Origin of the sequence: Methylomonas sp. LWB (assembly GCF_001856095.1) — a bacterium.
GTDB lineage: Bacteria > Pseudomonadota > Gammaproteobacteria > Methylococcales > Methylomonadaceae > Methylomonas > Methylomonas koyamae_A.
In genome coordinates this window covers 28,077-43,934 of record NZ_MKMC01000022.1, presented here as the reverse complement: position 1 = coordinate 43,934, position 15,858 = coordinate 28,077, and the positions used below count along the sequence as shown (strand labels likewise).

Annotated in this window: 13 protein-coding genes; 3 read left to right on the top strand and 10 right to left on the bottom strand. The window is 52.3% G+C overall.

Going from position 1 to position 15,858, the window contains the following annotated elements; all coding sequences use genetic code 11:
- From BJL95_RS10675 to BJL95_RS10665, 4 genes are all read right to left on the bottom strand, one after another.
- Positions 1-323, bottom strand: a 323-nt coding sequence (locus BJL95_RS10675; RefSeq protein ID WP_071160365.1) for a hypothetical protein, incomplete at its 3' end; no start/stop codon positions are given.
- Complete coding sequence (locus tag BJL95_RS23880) at positions 323-601, bottom strand: YceK/YidQ family lipoprotein (protein ID WP_083385911.1); 279 nt, start codon at positions 599-601, stop codon at positions 323-325. The genes BJL95_RS23880 and BJL95_RS10675, both read right to left, overlap by 1 nt.
- Before the next feature lie 58 nt (positions 602-659).
- A complete protein-coding gene (locus BJL95_RS23875) occupies positions 660-1,250 on the bottom strand; it encodes a cold shock domain-containing protein (protein ID WP_083385909.1) in 591 nt (196 codons plus the stop codon).
- A 132-nt stretch (positions 1,251-1,382) separates the two neighbouring features.
- Complete coding sequence (locus BJL95_RS10665) at positions 1,383-1,979, bottom strand: DUF938 domain-containing protein (RefSeq protein WP_071157830.1); 597 nt, start codon at positions 1,977-1,979, stop codon at positions 1,383-1,385.
- Positions 1,980-2,327: 348 nt separating this feature from the next.
- Between BJL95_RS10665 and BJL95_RS10660 the strand changes: the two genes are divergently transcribed.
- The 3 genes from BJL95_RS10660 (at position 2,328) to BJL95_RS10650 (ending at position 6,652) form a co-directional block, all read left to right on the top strand.
- Positions 2,328-2,894 carry an RNA polymerase sigma factor gene (locus BJL95_RS10660; RefSeq protein ID WP_083385906.1) on the top strand — a complete coding sequence of 189 codons (567 nt, stop codon included), beginning with the start codon at positions 2,328-2,330 and terminating at the stop codon, positions 2,892-2,894.
- 72 nt (positions 2,895-2,966) lie between these two features.
- Positions 2,967-3,977, top strand: a complete 1,011-nt coding sequence (locus tag BJL95_RS10655; protein ID WP_071157839.1) for a FecR family protein — start codon at positions 2,967-2,969, stop codon at positions 3,975-3,977.
- Positions 3,978-4,153: 176 nt separating this feature from the next.
- A complete protein-coding gene (locus BJL95_RS10650) occupies positions 4,154-6,652 on the top strand; it encodes a TonB-dependent receptor (protein ID WP_254786772.1) in 2,499 nt (832 codons plus the stop codon).
- 175 nt (positions 6,653-6,827) lie between these two features.
- On the opposite strand, the gene BJL95_RS10645 is transcribed toward BJL95_RS10650, so the two are convergent.
- The 6 genes from BJL95_RS10645 to BJL95_RS10620 form a co-directional block, all read right to left on the bottom strand.
- The gene (locus BJL95_RS10645) at positions 6,828-8,030 is read right to left on the bottom strand and encodes a PepSY domain-containing protein (RefSeq protein ID WP_071157828.1); all 1,203 of its coding nucleotides are present in this window, start codon (positions 8,028-8,030) and stop codon (positions 6,828-6,830) included.
- A 100-nt stretch (positions 8,031-8,130) separates the two neighbouring features.
- Positions 8,131-10,587, bottom strand: coding sequence for a TonB-dependent receptor (locus tag BJL95_RS10640; protein ID WP_071157826.1), 2,457 nt, complete (start codon positions 10,585-10,587; stop codon positions 8,131-8,133).
- Between the two features lie 437 nt (positions 10,588-11,024).
- Positions 11,025-11,999, bottom strand: a complete 975-nt coding sequence (locus BJL95_RS10635; protein ID WP_071157824.1) for a FecR domain-containing protein — start codon at positions 11,997-11,999, stop codon at positions 11,025-11,027.
- A 6-nt stretch (positions 12,000-12,005) separates the two neighbouring features.
- Positions 12,006-12,509, bottom strand: a complete 504-nt coding sequence (locus tag BJL95_RS10630; protein ID WP_071157822.1) for a sigma-70 family RNA polymerase sigma factor — start codon at positions 12,507-12,509, stop codon at positions 12,006-12,008.
- Between the two features lie 866 nt (positions 12,510-13,375).
- Complete coding sequence (locus tag BJL95_RS10625) at positions 13,376-15,211, bottom strand: Hsp70 family protein (protein WP_071157820.1); 1,836 nt, start codon at positions 15,209-15,211, stop codon at positions 13,376-13,378.
- Positions 15,208-15,849 carry a DUF2760 domain-containing protein gene (locus tag BJL95_RS10620; protein ID WP_071157834.1) on the bottom strand — a complete coding sequence of 214 codons (642 nt, stop codon included), beginning with the start codon at positions 15,847-15,849 and terminating at the stop codon, positions 15,208-15,210. Before BJL95_RS10620 ends, BJL95_RS10625 begins: the two co-directional genes overlap by 4 nt.
- Positions 15,850-15,858 lie beyond the last annotated feature (9 nt).

Below are 15,858 nucleotides of genomic sequence, written 5' to 3'. Positions count from 1 at the left end.
GTAGCCGCTTTCGGTTTAGCGCCGCGATTAAAACGGACCGACATTGCTTGCCGCAGCGTTTCCAACGCGGCGCCCTTGCCGGCAATCTTTAACGAGGCATAGGCATCCAAACTAAAATTGTAAATATCGCTGCCCAGGGCCATGTCGGTATCCTCGCCGCGACTCAACAAATCCCGCAAGCGATGCAGGCGCGGGCGTAATTGATCCAGCGCGGTAAAATCGGCCACGGCTTCGTTGACATCCAGGCTGGGCGGCAGCGCTTGCGGATTTTGACCGGAGACGATTAGCGTCTGCCGACAAAACGCTTCAGTCTTATCGCCCATCAGTGAAAAATCTCCGCACTGATCGCTAACGGTAAAAACACTGAATCCATTGCAAAGCTAAAAGGCAGATCAACGAGCGGATAGCTTGGTGGTTCAGCCTTTAATTTTCGGATAGTCGCATTGTCGTTTTCTAACGCTGCCCAATTCAGCCGAGTGCCGCAGTAGATGAATACGCGCTCATACAACGGAACTTCGGCATTTAAGCTCTTGAACGTTGCGCAGCCGGACAGTCCCACACTGCAAAAAACACAGATGACGATATTCTCGAATGTTTTCAACTTATTCCTGTCATATGATTGCCTTCAACCTGCCATTCAGCTTATCACGTCAAATAAGCTAAAACTGTTGCTCACAAGGAATGCCGTCATTGTCACCGTCCATCTTCGTACCAGGGCAATTCCGGAGATAAAAAACAGCTTCCTCATACGACCCCATTTCCAAACAATACACCTTACCTTGACACTGAAAATGTTGAATGGGTTTTTCGGGTTCAGCAATTGGCAATACCGGCTGACCACTAGAGCCATTTTGATTCGCAAACTTGCTGAAGATTGCAACGGCTGCGAGTACAAATAGAACTGGAATAAATCTATATCCTGATTTCTTATACGGTGGTCTATAGGTGTTGCGGCTTCCGTGAGATCTTTGTTCCGGTAAAGTGGACTTCGGTGTTTTACGCTTTCTGTCAATTGGAGCGACTGTTAAAACCGGAGACACACCTTCTATTTTTGCGTTGATCGCGCGTAGCTTGCCATTATCATCAAGATTTGTTTCGTAATAAATAACGTCTCCAACAACCGGAGAACGGCTCATACTTTTCAAAGCCGATATGTGGATAAAAATATCGGCGCCGCCTGACTCCGGTTTTATGAAACCGAAGCCTCTTTCTTCTACCCAACGAACCAGTTTGCCCTTTTCCGTTTCCATCGCTTAGTTATTTGTCATTTTAGGATTCAGCAGCCAACTCACTTGCAATTATCTCAGCCTGTTTCAACACTGTTTCTGTAGCCAACAATTGCATATCCGGCGGATAGCCGCACTCGGCTCTCCCCTGAGCGATCAGCCGGTCCGGAACACCAAGGTCCGATTGTTGGCTGGCATTTCTACATCGGCTACAGCCGTCAAGCCGGCCGACGCCGCCAATTTGGCGATCCATTCGTAATCCTTGATGCCGCTATGCGGATCGCGCTGCTTTAGCCATTCGTCGAAGCGGGCATTGCTGTCGCTAGTGTAGCGGCCTTGGTAATTGAACGGGCCGTAAAAGCATGTGGTCGCGACCGGGCTTAGATAAGTCCGCAGCTTTTCGAACAAGATTTCGACTTCGGCATGCCCCATGATGTGCAAGGTGTTGGCGGAGAACAAGGCATCAATGCCGTTACAAGGCCAGATCGCGTCGGTCACGTCCAAGGCCAGGGCCGGGCGCAGATTGTCCAGTCCGGCTTCGTCGAGCCACAGCGCGATACCGGGCAAATGCTCGGCTCGGTCGGTGGGCTGCCATTCCAGATGCGGCAAATGCCTGGCAAAATGGCAAGCATGCTGACCGGTGCCGCTGCCGATCTCCCACACCGTCGCCGGCTCGGTAAACGCGGTCTTTAACACTTGCAATATCGGGTCTTTGTTGTTTTCGCAGGCTTGCGAGAAGGGCTTGGCTGTCATTACGGTTCTGGTCGGGATTAGGATGCCGGGTATTATGCTATTGATTCGGCGCGACGATCACAATGCCTGGAGCAATTGCCTTGCCGAGACGACAGCAACCCCAACCCGACAACCGCAAAACCATCCCGCAAGCCATCGACAACAAAACATCCAAGTCAGCGATGATTTAAAGATCATCCCTGCTGGGGTTCGTTGCCTCACTCTCAACCTATGTCTCTGGCCGATTTTCACCTGCCTAAGCGCCGCTCAATACCTCCCGCGCATCCGTTGCGTTTGACAACGGGGCGTCTCCGCCGGTAGCTTAATGACAGAAGAGTCAACCCACGGCCGATCGCCGACTGCGGTTAAATGCCAATTGCTTACCAATACACTGAAGCCAAAATACGCACTTTGAATGCGACCATAACCGACCATTTCATCGCCCAGTTGTGGACAGAGGCCTTGGCAAACGACTTGCGGACGTTTTTGACCGGCCGGGTCAAATGCCCGGAAGCCGCCGAGGACTTGGCTCACGAAACCTATTTGCGTTTCTACAAAAGCGCCCATACCAACCTGCCGGACAACGCCCGAGCCTTGGCGTTTCGCATCGCGGTCAATCTGGCGATCGATTATCAGCGGCATTGCAAGGTCAAAAGCCAAATTTTGGCCGACGTCGACGACGAACTATTGGCCGACACCGTGGCTGACCACGCCCAGACCGATCCGTTGCGGATTCTGCTGTCGCGCGAACGCTTCGGCACGATGGAAGCTGCATTGAGCGAATTATCCGCCGACTGCCGCACCGCATTTATCCTGAACAAAATCGAAAACCTGTCCTACGCGGAAATCGCCGGTCGCCTGAATATTTCGCAGCGCTCGGTCGGCAGGCTGCTGGAACAGGCGATTTTGCATTGCATGCTGCGGCTGGACGATTGATATGGATACAGATCACACCCTACTAGCAGGTATCGAGTCCCTGCTGCCCTTTTCGGCAGTCGAATGCCGCCGATGACCCGCAACGATCCGAGCGCCTTAGACTTGAAACGCCAAGCCGTGCGCTGGCTGGTGCGCCTGCGTTCGGACGATTTGAGCGAAGCGGAAACGCTGGCATTCGCCGAGTGGCTGTCGCAGGATTACCGCCATTCCGAAGCCTTCGCCGCGGCGGAAAACACCCTGAACGAGATGGCCGTTGTCGCAACCCATTCCGAAAAATTGGCCGTTACGCTCCCGCCGCAGACTGCGTCACCGACAAATCCGCCCGAGCGGCTGTCGCGGCAAGCTGCGCGGGGCCAATATTGGTTTGGCTCCGGCCTAGCGATGGCGGCGGTTTGGCTGTTGGCCGTGCTCACCATCATGCCCAGACAGAGCCATCTGCTTGCCGACTATTTTAGCGACTACCATACGGCCACCGGCGAACAGCGCCAACTCGAACTGGCGGACGGTAGCCGCCTGCTGCTCAATACCAATACCGCGATTTCGGTCGACTTCAACGCCGACGTACGGCAAATCGTGTTGCACCACGGCCAGGCTCGTTTTCAGGTGGCGGCCGATGCGGCGCATCCGTTTCAGGTACAAGCGGGCGAACTTAACGTGCGGGCCTTGGGCACTGTTTTCGACGTCTACCGAAGCGGCGGCCAGACTCAGGTCATCGTGGAAGAACATGCCGTACTCGCCTTGCCGACAGGCCGGCAGACTGCCGACGGCATCAGGATCGAGCAGGGACAGCAACTGAGCTATCGGCCCGGTCACACAGGCACATTGGCAACGATCGACTTAGAATTGGCGCAAGCCTGGCAGCAACGGCAATTGATCGTCAGCGACCGGCCGCTGGCGGATCTGGTTAACGAACTGGAACGCTACCGCCTGGGGCGGATTTATATCGCCGATGAAACGCTGAAACAGCAACATGTCACCGGCGTATTCCCGCTGGACAATCCGGATGTGGTGCTGGAAACCTTGCACAAAGTCCTAGGCATCCGCGCTACCCGTCTGGGCCCGTGGGTGGTATTGCAGCGCTAGGCATCTCGTGCCATCAGTTCCCTGCACTCAATCTCGGCAGAAAATCGCCGCGGCATGACCAGGGTGCAGGAGTAGTGATCAGCGGCCAAATGCATGCGGGCAACACTTTTTTTGGCTAGGTTTGCTCGGCCAATCGTTGTTTATAAGGAGATTAATATCATTCACCCGGAGGAAAGATGAACAACAGCGGTTATCCAGACCAATGCTTAGCTAAAGGACGCCCATCGCCATATTCCCTACACCCGTTTACCGCCGCCGGCCGGGTGTCGTTATTGATCGGCAGCATGCTGATCAGCCAACCCTTGCTAGCCGAGGAAACCAGGCATTATCAAATCCCCTCGCAATCGCTCAACAATGCGCTGACCAAATTCGCGTCGGAAGCCAAACTGATCCTGCTGTTCAACTCGGAACAAATCCGAGGCATCAACACGCGCGGCCTGGATGGCGATCTGACGCCGGAACAAGCCTTGCGCCAATTGTTACAAGACACCGGTTACCGCTTTCGCTTCGTCGATGCCCACACCGTCACCCTGGAAAAAGCCGAACACACCAACCCTCCCGCACCCACCGACTCCAGCACGCTGCCTGCGGTGAAGGTGGTCGGCAAGGCCGAATACGATGCCACCGATCCTTATAACCCGAATTACGTGTTGCCCAATGCCACCGCCGGCACTAAGACCGACACGCCGATCATGGAAACGCCGTTGAACGTGCAGGTGATTTCCAAGCAGGTGTTGAAGGATCAGCAAGTGATTACCTTGGATCAGGCTTTGAAAAATGTCAGCGGCATCACGAGCAATTCTAACGGCAGTGGCAACGTCACCTTCGGCGGCACGAACCAATCGTTTTTTATCCGCGGTTTTGAATCGGAGACTTTTTTCCGCAATGGCTTTCGCTTGCAGCAAGGCGGGGCGAACCGGCAAATGGCGAATGTGGAATCCGTTGAAGTGCTGAAAGGCGCGGCGGCGATTTTATACGGACAAGTAGAACCGGGCGGCATGGTCAACGTGGTCAGCAAGCAACCGTTGGCGACACCGTATTACGCGCTGGGCCAACAGTTTGGTTCCTACGATCTCTATCGCACCACGATCGACGCCACCGGCCCGGTCGGCAATCAGGACCGTTTGCTATACCGGATGAATATGTCTTACCAAAACAACAACACATTTCGGGAATTTAACGGTAAAGAAGATGTGTTTCTGGCCCCCGTGTTGAAATGGAACATCAGCTCCCAAACGCAGGCGACTCTTGAACTGGAATACGACCACCAACATCTGGGCTTGGATACCGGATTCGTCCCGCTGTATAACGATAAAATCCTCAGTGTACCGCGCAACCGTAATTACGGCGGCTATTCGCCGTCAACCACCGAAACCGTTTATGGCGGCTTTAATTGGTCACACCAATTTAATGATGATTGGTCTATCAAACATCATTTTTCCGTCAATCAGCAGAATATCGCACAACCGCATTTTGTCTTCCCTATTGCCACCGATGGCGTTGACGTATCTAGACAATTGAACAGCTACGATACCCAAAACAACACGTACGCCACCAGCTTGGACTTGACAGGCCATTTTGATACTGCCGGGCTACATCATACGTTACTGATTGGCGGCGATTATTATCGGGTTGATTCGGTGTTTAAAAATTCAGTCAGCGATCCGCTGTCTAATATAAATCTGCTCAATCCAGTGCATCCCGGTACGCCTTTTACCCAACCGCTATACCCTTTGGTCATCAATTCCAGCCGCACCGACCAATACGGCGTTTATATCCAAGATCAAATCAAATTGCCGCATAACATCCATGTCATGGGAGGTATCCGTTACCAAAACTTCCATCAGGATCACGTCGCTAATTTCCCCAGTTTTGACTTTGTCTTGCCTTCAGTCCAGTCCAATGATGCCGTCACGCCTCGCGTCGGTATTTTATGGCAAGCCAAAAACTGGCTGAGTTTGTATGCCAACTATGTCGAAAGCTTTGGCGTGAACACCTCTTTTACTTTTACGCCTGACAATAAACCGGTACCCCCGACCGAAGGCGAACAATACGAAGGCGGCATCAAAACCGAATTTTTCGAGGGTCGCTTGCGGGCGACGTTGGCCTATTATGATTTGACTAAAACTAACGTCCCAACCTCCGACCCCAACCACCCCGGCTTTTCCATCTTGACTGGAGCGGTGCGTAGCCGTGGGCCGGAACTGGACATTAGCGGAGAAATTTTGCCAGGTTGGAGGGTCATTGGCACTTACGCAAATACCGATGCCCGCATCATCAAAACCGAGGAAACCGGTTATCAGGCGGTCGGCACGCGTTTTTGGAACGTCCCCCGGAATACTGGCAGCGTGTGGAGCACTTACGAACTACAAGCAGGGACAATGCGCGGCTTTAAATTGGGTGGTGGAGTGACCGTGCGCGACGGAGTGACGGCTTGTTGCAGCTTCCCCGCCTTCCAATTGCCCGGCTATGCCACGGTCGGTTTACTAGCGGCTTATAGTATCGATGTCGGCAAAAGCAAAATCACCGCCCAGTTGAATGTCGACAACCTATTAGACAATCACTACACCTCGAATTTATTTACCAATTACAACGCGCCAGTCGGTTTTAACGCCGGTAATGCCGATTTTGGCACACCACGTACATTTATGGGGTCGGTCAATATCCAATATTAACCGTTCAAGTAGCCGGTTAGGACCTTAGGCTGGGATAAGGTAACGAACCCCAACATTTTTAACCGGTTCGACCTTTGCTGCTTGCCGATGGTTTTATTTAGTCGCGAGATCTCGCTTTTCTGTTTGGCTAGTGGCTTAAAGGTTGTCGTGTTGGGGTTCCTATCGTAACCTCAACCTACGCCCCCTTGGCCAGCTTCTTGTCCGCTACGCGGCGTTTTTGCAGCCAGCGTAAAATGCCAGTGATATATAAAATCAGCGGCGCGAAGCCGACGAGACACCATAAGATACGGCCTGTAAGTCCTAAAATCTGCCCGTCATGTAAAGGCCACAAGATATTCATAAACGTCTCGCCGGCGGTAAACTGGTTCGGGTCTTGCACCGCCAACACCGCGCCGCTGTACTGATCAATCCAGACTTTACTACGAGGCCGTTTGCGATTGGCTTCTCCCGCTTGTCTTTTGGCCACCATATAAACGCCTTCTTTGCCATCCGGCGTATTCACACCGCGCAATTCCGCGCCGGGAAAAACTTGGTCGGCAATTGCCACGGCTTGAGCAATGGAAATAGGCGAAACTGAATCCAATACCTCCGATTTAAGAGGCGGATTTTTTAAGTGGTTTTTTTTGATGGGTGAAAATACCGACACTAGCGGTGTAACGTAGTCTTTATAGCTAAAGGCAAAGCCGGTAAATGCCAGAATCAGCAATAATACCGAGCTATAAAATCCAGTAATCTTGTGTAAATCAAAGTAGTAACGCTCTCGGCTGGCATTGGGTTTTATGGACAATGCCTGTTTGAATTTACCAGTGCGTGGCCACCATAAATATAAGCCAGATAAACAGCTAATAAACAGAAATACGCCAAAGAAACACACCACTTTAAAAGCCAGTTCGCCGACTTCCTTGCCGATTTTACCCATCATAAAATCAGCGTGTAGTTCATAAATCAGACTAAATAAGGTTTGCCCCCAAAAATGCTGATCAATAATTTCACTAGTATAGGGATTTACCAGAATTTCCAATGGCGCAAATAACTCGTCCTGAGTTTCTTCGGGCTTTGGATACTCAATCCAAAGATAATCACTTAAATAACCCGGTAAAACGATGGCCCAACCGCCATTTCGTTGGGGATTAGCCGCCTTAACCGTTTGCATTACATCGTCCAAACTGCGTAGATCCTGGCTGCTTTGCTTTATCGCTGGCAACCCGAGTTCGTTGAGTTCGTAATAAAAAATATTAAAAGAACCGGTTAGCCCAAAAATAACAAACACAAACCCCACGCTAAGTGCCAGCATTAAATGCAGATTTAGCCAAAATTTACGGAGATTTTTAGCTAAAAACAAAATTGATAAATGATGGCGCTGTAATTTATTAGCCATAAAATAGCTCAAGAAGTAAGGTAGGCTCGGCTGACTTAAGGAAGCCAAACCTACGCAAACCCAACTTACCGGGTTACAAATACCGGTACTTTGGATTCAGTTAATATTCCAATTTCAACGATCCCATTACGGTAATAGGATTACCGGTAATAGTATTACTTGCCCCTTGTTGAGTCGCACCGGCATAATATTCTTTGTCGAGCATATTATTGATATTTAATTGCGTGGTTAGGCGAGTTTTACCAATCGGCTTAACATAAGCGGCCATCATGTCCATTCGCGCATACCCAGGCAACTCTAGATCAGTCCATGTTTTCCCCGCTCTCGAACCCACTAAAACTCCGCCGATACCTGCTTTAAATTCGGGAGTAAATTGATAGGTTCCCCATAAGCTTGCCTGATGCTCCGGCACATTTATTAGACGCTTCCCCAATGCCTCATCGGAATTTTCACCATTCTTAGTTATTCTGGCATCCGTATAGGCATAGGTTAAGATCAGATTTAAATCATCGGTGACACGCCCCTTAAGGTCGGCCTCAATTCCTTGGCTTCGAGCCTCTCCGGCTGTCACGGTGAAACCGGTATGAATAGGATCAGAAAGCTGGATATTCTGTTTTGTCAGATGATAGAAAGATACGATGCTGCTTAGTCTCTGATCGAAGAACTCCGTTTTAAAACCAGCCTCGAATTGCTCGCCAATTTCAGGCTTAATGGATTGGTTCCCATAGACCATTCCGGTATTGGCACTACCAAGGGATTCGGTATAGTTACCGTAAACAGAAAGCCATGACATCGGCTGATACAAAATACCAATCCGCGGACTGAACTTTTGATTGTCAGTGCTTTTATAATTGGCGCTCGCCACATCATAGCTACCCGTAGCAAAATCGAAACCTCGTCCAAAAGTTGCCCAATCGTAGCGGCCGCCGCCTAAGATATGGAGCTTTTCAAACAAGGTAATATGATCTTGAAAATACACGCCAAACCATTCTTCTTTCTCTCTCACCGCATAGTCGTAAGGCGAAGAATAAATGGCGGCCAAGTCAACGGTATTATAAGCCGGGTTGTAGATATCAACCGTTCCGCCGGTGTTGTTCCCGTTACAACACGCGAATCGGTTTTTATCGGCTTTTCGGGTTCTTCTCGAGAAATCGCCGCCGATTAACAATTCGTGTTTGGTATTGAACAATTCGACATTTCCAATTAAATCCAGGTTGGTTCCATAAGTATCATGATAGGCCACGCCAGTTATTGGAAATCGCCTTAACATTGTAGCGTTGAGCATATATTGAGGCTGAAGGTCGAAATAATTGATATCCCAATCCTCGTGCATAAACCGGTTCGTCACTTTCCATTGGTTATTAAATTTGTAAGACCAATCAAATGCCGTCAGCACGGAATTCATGGTGGGGCCTTTCGCCACATCGCCAAGGTAGGTATTAAATGCTACCGGCGCCGGACGATTACCAATCGTCGGTATTCCGTTGTCATTCACACGTTTATCGTGCTTGAACTCCAACTCGGCATTGGCCTCGAATCGGTCATTAGGCGTCCAACTCAGTTTGGGCGCGATAAATACCCGCTCGTCCCCCACGTATTTCTTGAACGAGCTTAAATCCTGGTAGGACGCGTCGAACCGATATTTCAGTGTCTTAGCGTCGTCGATGGGGCCGGTGGCCGCAGCCGTCGTACGGTATTGATCATAATTGCCGAACTGTTGCTGCAGAGAGTAATAGGGTTTATCCAGAGCTTGTTTGGTGACGACGTTGACCATGCCGCCGGGTTGAATTTGCCCGTAAAGCACCGCTGCCGGGCCTTTAATAACCTCTACTTGCTCGATGTTCGCAGGATCGGAATAGTTGGTATAACGCCGCAACCCATTACGATAGGTGGAAAAATTGGTGCTGAATCCCCGGATATTAAAGTTTTCGTAAAGATCCCCATAGTCAGGGCTTCTTTGTACGCCGCTGACATTCCTACTTAAAGCTTCCGTGATTTCGATATCTTGCTGGTCATCCATGATGGTGCGAGGCACAATCTGGATATTGACCGGCGTTTCCATCAATGCCATTTCCGTCTTACTGGCGGCGCTGGAAAGAGGGACGGAGTAATCCTTAGTATAAGGATCGGTTGAGTCGTAGCCTACTTTAGTACTAACCACTTTAACAGCCGGCAAAGTCGATGCCGCATCACTCCCAGTTTCCGCAACCTTGATCGCTACCGCGTTGTCATCCGTGATGATATACGTCAAACCGCTTCCCGCGAGGAGCTTTCTAAAGCCTTCTTCGACGGTGTACTCGCCGTCCAGTCCCTTGCTGGTTTTGCCGTCGGTCAATTTGGATTCCCCGGTAAACAGAATGCCGGCATCGCGCGCAAACTGGCTAAGTGCTTGTCCCAAGGAGCCGCCGCCGATGTGGTAGCTTTTCCTGTTGGTTATTTCTTCTCCCTGCGCTACCACTGAAGCGGTCAGCGCTGAAGCCAATAAAATCCCCTGTATAGCGTGGCTCAATCGGGATGAACGAAAGCCCGGATCGCAGCGATGGTGTGTGTTTGACATCGGTTTTTCTCCATTTGTGGTGTTTTCATTAACCAATACAAACGAGCAGGAAAAACCGGAACTGCGAATTGAAAAAAATTTAATAAATTTTTTAACGGATTGTTTTTAGATGGAAAAATAATCCGCTTTTTAAGCAACAATGCGCTTGGCGAGCCAGTGTCGAGCACCGTCTACAACTTTCCCATCCACTTGAACGGCGATGCCCGTTCGTCCTGAGCTTGTCGAAGGGCGCGCGGGATTTTTCATTCACCCGTTTGGTGAGTGTATTGCGAGCCGTCCATGCTTCGACGTTGCTCAGCACGAACGGCCCGCAATACACGCCAACTGCCCTTTTTAGGTTGAACGATATGGAAGATTATTACTTGGCCGCCGGCGTGTTGGAACGCGTACGCAAAGGTGAAGAACGCGTTTATTCATTAGATGAGGTGCAGGGATGATTAACGCGGCAGGACTTTAACCCAGAAAGGTAGCGGATGTGAGAGCTTGACCGGCAGGTTAGCCTCCAGAAACGCAAGAATTTTGTCGGTATCTTTCAGCGGGTAGGAACCGATGATCCGTAAATCGGCAATCTCGGGAGCGCAGGTGATATAGCCTGATCGGTAACGGCTCAGTTGCAGCAAAAACTCGCTGAACGGCAAATCATCGGCAACGATAAAGCCTTGGGTCCAGGCCGGTTTTTCCTGGCTGTGTCGGTGGATCGGCTCAATGTGGTTTGAGGCAAATTGAACTTGTTGACCGGCACGTAGGATTTGTTTGGCCGATGTTGCATCGGCTGGTTGGATTTCTACGGCATCTTGAAATACGGCAACCTGCGTTAGATTTTGGTGCTGGCTAACGCTGAAGCGCGTGCCGAGGGCCTGCACCCTGCCTTCCAATGTATCCACCACAAACGGCCGTTTCCAGCCAATGGTATCGGCTGCTGTTTCGACGTAAATTTCCCCTTTAACCAGTTGCAGCCTGCGTAAATTAACCGAAAAATCGACGTTAACCGCGCTGCCGCTATCCAGAACAACGCTGGTGCCGTCGGCTAGGGTGATAGTTTTACTTTCGCCGAGCGCTGTGTGTTGATCGGCCGACCATTCCTGCCAATAGCGACCTCGATACATCTGCCAGCCGGACAATCCGGCCACACCCAATAGGGCCATGCTTAACAGCAGGCGTCTTCGATTGAGATCGGGGGCATTAAGCGCTTCGGCTGCGGCGAAGGCCGCTTGTGGCGGCAGCGATTTAAATTTGTCGGTATAAAACTCAACTCTGGCCCAAGCCATTCGGTGATCCGGATGCGAAGCCAACCAGGCTTGCCACTGTGCGGTTTCGTCAGGACGAACGTTGCCGGAGCTCAGAACCATAAACCACTCAGCTGCCTCCGCCACGACGCGGGGATGGATTTTTTGTCGATTTTCGGACGACATGTTCGGTTAGAACTCCACGCTCAGACATAGCACCATGGCTTGTACCATGTACTTTCTAACCATACGATCGCTGACGCCGAGTTTTTCGGCGATTTCGACGTAGGTAAGTCCATCGATCTGGGACATAAAAAATGCCTTGCGTGCCTTTACCGGTAAGCGATTAAGCAGTCCATCGATTTCTTGTAGCGTTTCCAGAATAATGGCATTTTCTTCCAATGACAGCGAAATGGCTTCAGGTAGTGCCGACAGGCGTTCCAAATACACTTGTTCAATGGTGGCGCGACGCCAATGGTTTATCAGTAAATTTTTGGCAATGGTAGCGAGGTAAGGCCTGGGTTCGTCCAAATCCAGTGTGCGACCCGATGCCATCACCCGTACAAAAGTATCGTGCGCATGATCTTCGGCTTGCAAGCGACATTGCACACGCTTATTCAGCCACCCCAGCAGCCAGGAGTGGTGCTCGCGATAAAGCAGGGACAGGGCTTCACTCGTCAGTAATTCCGTCGCCATTAATCACTCCTGTCTACGATTGAAAGATGTGGCTTCAATGCATCATGCGGGCGGTTGATCATAATTTTGCTTGCCTCGCTCCATCCGTAAGATTGCTGATTTTGTCGCCCTCAAGAGAGCTTGTTTTTTACCAAAAGCCTTCCATTCAAGCAAAAACTATTCCACTGCATGTTTCGCGCAGTATTCTGTATTGCGGTTTATTGTTGAAATATACGACTTACATGTAATTCGGCATTGATAACAAATTCTAACCAAGCCGATATTTCAACAATGTCCTAACTCTACTTTGTCAGATTTGTTCAAGACCGTCGTGCCCGCCGGGAAGCGGACATCCAGTGTCATGGAGGGTAGGCTTAAATCCGTCCTTGAAGCCTGGATTCGCTCCACGCTCTAACGGATCCGGCCATCCATGCCGGAATGACGATGCTTATTGTGTAAGCAGACCACGTAGCAACGGCCGCCCATCAAGAAACTCTAGGGAGCACTGTGTCATATGACTTATTTTGGCGATGAAAAGCATGTGAAAACACGTAACCGCGAGACAAAAATACCAATCGCGGCGAAAGCCCTTCCTACGCCTATCTTTTTCTTTTATTGCCCCCCTTTAACCACCGTTAGGAACGATTTGTAGAACAGGCTTTTGATGGACCGCGCGACAATCGACTGAATTTTCGGATCGAGAACAGTCGATAGCGGTTGTCAATGCGGGATTCCGGACCTGGGCCGGTTTATTAAGTTTTAGGCTTAACTACCGGTTCTACGCAAACGGTACGCCATACCCAGCGACACTACACAAAAACGCCGATCCCACTGGGATCGGCGATTCGAAAACATGCGCTGGAAATGATCCCAGTGTGTCGGCGGAATCAACTTTCGCCGGCTCTGACCTCGAATTCGATTTTCCATTGCTGCTGCTCGCGCCGGGACACGGCGCGCAATTCCAGCGTGCCGACTTCTGTAACCGCCGAGGACAGATAGACCGGCACGATGTCGCCGGCGGCGCGGCCTTCTTCCGGCAGGGTGATTTCGATTTCGTCGAGTTCTTCCAACTCGTCGTCGTGCCAGCTTTCCAGCCGGGTGCCGACCTGGTCTTCGCGGCGGGTTTTGGAGCCGAAGAAGCGAAAGCGTACCGGTTCGCCGACGATCAAGCCGAATTCGTCGTTGGGCAGGTTTTGCTCGGTGCCCTCTTCCATGCCGAACGGCGCGATGCACAGCGCTTCGATTTCCGGCGCCAAGCCGGGTACCGCCGGCATCGCGCTTTCGACGCCGACGTAATAGGCCGCCGCCGTGCCGCCCTTGATGCGCACACCCTTGCCTTGCCGAACGAAGCCGTAATAAGCCGCACCGCGCGCCACCGCCAAATCCAGATCGGCGCCTTGCAGCAAGCGCGCTTCCGGGGCTTGTTCGGCTTGCAGCCAGCCGTTCAGGATTTGCATCAGGCGCTCGGCCAACACGCCGGCCTTCAACACCCCCCCGTTGAACAGCACGGCGGTCGGATGCAAAAAGCTGGCATGCTCGGGCAGATTCACCGCCTGGAATTCCTCGGTCGCCTGGCGTTGGCGTGCCAAAAACGCCGCCAGATGGCGAGTAATGCCCGCGTCTTGCGCGTACGGCAGACCAGCGCTACGCAGACCGCTACGCGGCCGACTGACCGGCTTGTCACCGGCTTGGGCATTGGGCAAAAAGCCTTCGACCAAGACCCGATTGAGTTCGTCGCGGGTCAGTTCGGTACGCAAGGTGCCGCCGATCAGCGACGAACCACGGCTGGCGACTACCAGCGGCATGCTGCCCAGCTCGGGCTGGTTGAACAGCTTTTCCTTGGCCTCGCGGCAACCGTGCGTTAGGGACTGAACCTGCCAGGATTCCAGCTTCTTGCCGCTGTCCTGTTCCAGCTTGGCCTTAACGGTATAGGCCAGCGCCAAGTCCATGTTGTCGCCGCCCAGCAGGATATGGTCGCCGACCGCGACGCGGGTCAATTGCAGATTGCCGTCCTGCTCGGTCACCGCGATCAACGACAAGTCGGTGGTACCGCCGCCGACATCGACGACTAAAATCACGTCGCCGACCTTGACGTGATTGCGCCAATCGCCTTCGCTGTTTTCGATCCAGCTATACAACGCGGCTTGCGGTTCTTCCAGCAGCACGGCTTGTCCTAGGCCGACCGCGCGCGCGGCTTCGACAGTCAATTCCCGCGCCGCCGGGTCGAACGAGGCCGGTACGGTGATGGTCAAATCCTGGTATTCCAGCCGGTCTTCGGCAAAGCGATGGTTCCAAGCATCGCGCAAATGTTGCAGATAGGCCAGGGTCGCGGCGAACGGCGAAATGCGCTCGACCTCGTCCGGCGCCTCGGCCGGCAGAATCGGCTGCTTGCAATCGACGCCGGCATGGCACAGCCAGCTCTTGGCGCTGGCGACCAGCCGGATCGGCGTCTTGCCACCCAGATTGCGGGCGATTTCACCGACCAATTTGTCCGGCTTGGCCGACCACGGCAACGCGGTCGAGCCTTCGGCCAATTCCGCCGGGTGGGCCAGATAGGTAAACGACGCCAGCTGCGCTTTGTCCTCGATCTGGCCCGGTCCGATCAATTGCGGGATCGCGAATACTTCGATCGCCACTTGATCGTCGCCGGCCTGCAAATCGACATAGGACAGCACGCAGTGAGTGGTACCCAAGTCGATACCGACCGAATAACGGGCACTCATAATTCCACCTCGGCCGGCGCGACGATTTTGGCGTTATGGCCTTCGGTCAGTTTGGGCAGGCGCAAATCGGTAACTTGCCAGCCTTTGTGCACCAAAGTACCGGTGAACGGAGCCTGGCCGACGATATTGCCGGTCAAGCGGAACGACGCGGCGTCGAAGCCGGGATTCAAGGTGACGCGGTTGCCTTCGGCATCCGAACTGACCGGCGCCAGCGTGAAATGCTCGTTGATCGCCTTGACGCAACCTTGATGCACCACCCGCGCCGCCGCGCCGATGTCGGCATCGGAAAACGCGCCGACATCTTCCTTGATAAAATCGATAAAGCGGGCTTCCTTTTGCAACAGGCTGAGCAATTGCAAAGCCGCATCAGGAGTGGCTTCCTTCAGAATCACCGGTTCGGGCGCTGGGGCTTGGACAATTTTTTCGACTTCGACGATTTTCTCGACGATCTTGATCTCGGGTTGCGGCGCCGGCGCGGCCACCGGTTCGGATTTTTTGCAGCGGCGCAGACCCAGCAGCACCGAAATCAAAACGGCGATCAAGATCAAGGCCAGCACCGCGGCGGTGCCGGCCAGACAAACGTGCCACAAATCGAACGTAGTCGGGCGTAGCGATAAATCGATGGTATAGGTGTTCATGGTGTAAGG

Bases quoted from the DNA above. Each gene is read 5' to 3' on its own strand.
- BJL95_RS10625 (WP_071157820.1), bottom strand. From the start codon at position 15,211: ATGAGTGCCCGTTATTCGGTCGGTATCGACTTGGGTACCACTCACTGC.
- BJL95_RS23875 (WP_083385909.1), bottom strand. From the start codon at position 1,250: ATGGAAACGGAAAAGGGCAAACTGGTTCGTTGGGTAGAAGAAAGAGGC.
- BJL95_RS10635 (WP_071157824.1), bottom strand. From the start codon at position 11,999: ATGTCGTCCGAAAATCGACAAAAAATCCATCCCCGCGTCGTGGCGGAG.
- BJL95_RS10660 (WP_083385906.1), top strand. From the start codon at position 2,328: ATGCCAATTGCTTACCAATACACTGAAGCCAAAATACGCACTTTGAAT.
- BJL95_RS10665 (WP_071157830.1), bottom strand. From the start codon at position 1,979: ATGACAGCCAAGCCCTTCTCGCAAGCCTGCGAAAACAACAAAGACCCG.
- BJL95_RS10645 (WP_071157828.1), bottom strand. From the start codon at position 8,030: ATGGCTAATAAATTACAGCGCCATCATTTATCAATTTTGTTTTTAGCT.
- BJL95_RS10640 (WP_071157826.1), bottom strand. From the start codon at position 10,587: ATGTCAAACACACACCATCGCTGCGATCCGGGCTTTCGTTCATCCCGA.
- BJL95_RS10620 (WP_071157834.1), bottom strand. From the start codon at position 15,849: ATGAACACCTATACCATCGATTTATCGCTACGCCCGACTACGTTCGAT.
- BJL95_RS10630 (WP_071157822.1), bottom strand. From the start codon at position 12,509: ATGGCGACGGAATTACTGACGAGTGAAGCCCTGTCCCTGCTTTATCGC.
- BJL95_RS10650 (WP_254786772.1), top strand. From the start codon at position 4,154: ATGAACAACAGCGGTTATCCAGACCAATGCTTAGCTAAAGGACGCCCA.
- BJL95_RS10655 (WP_071157839.1), top strand. From the start codon at position 2,967: ATGACCCGCAACGATCCGAGCGCCTTAGACTTGAAACGCCAAGCCGTG.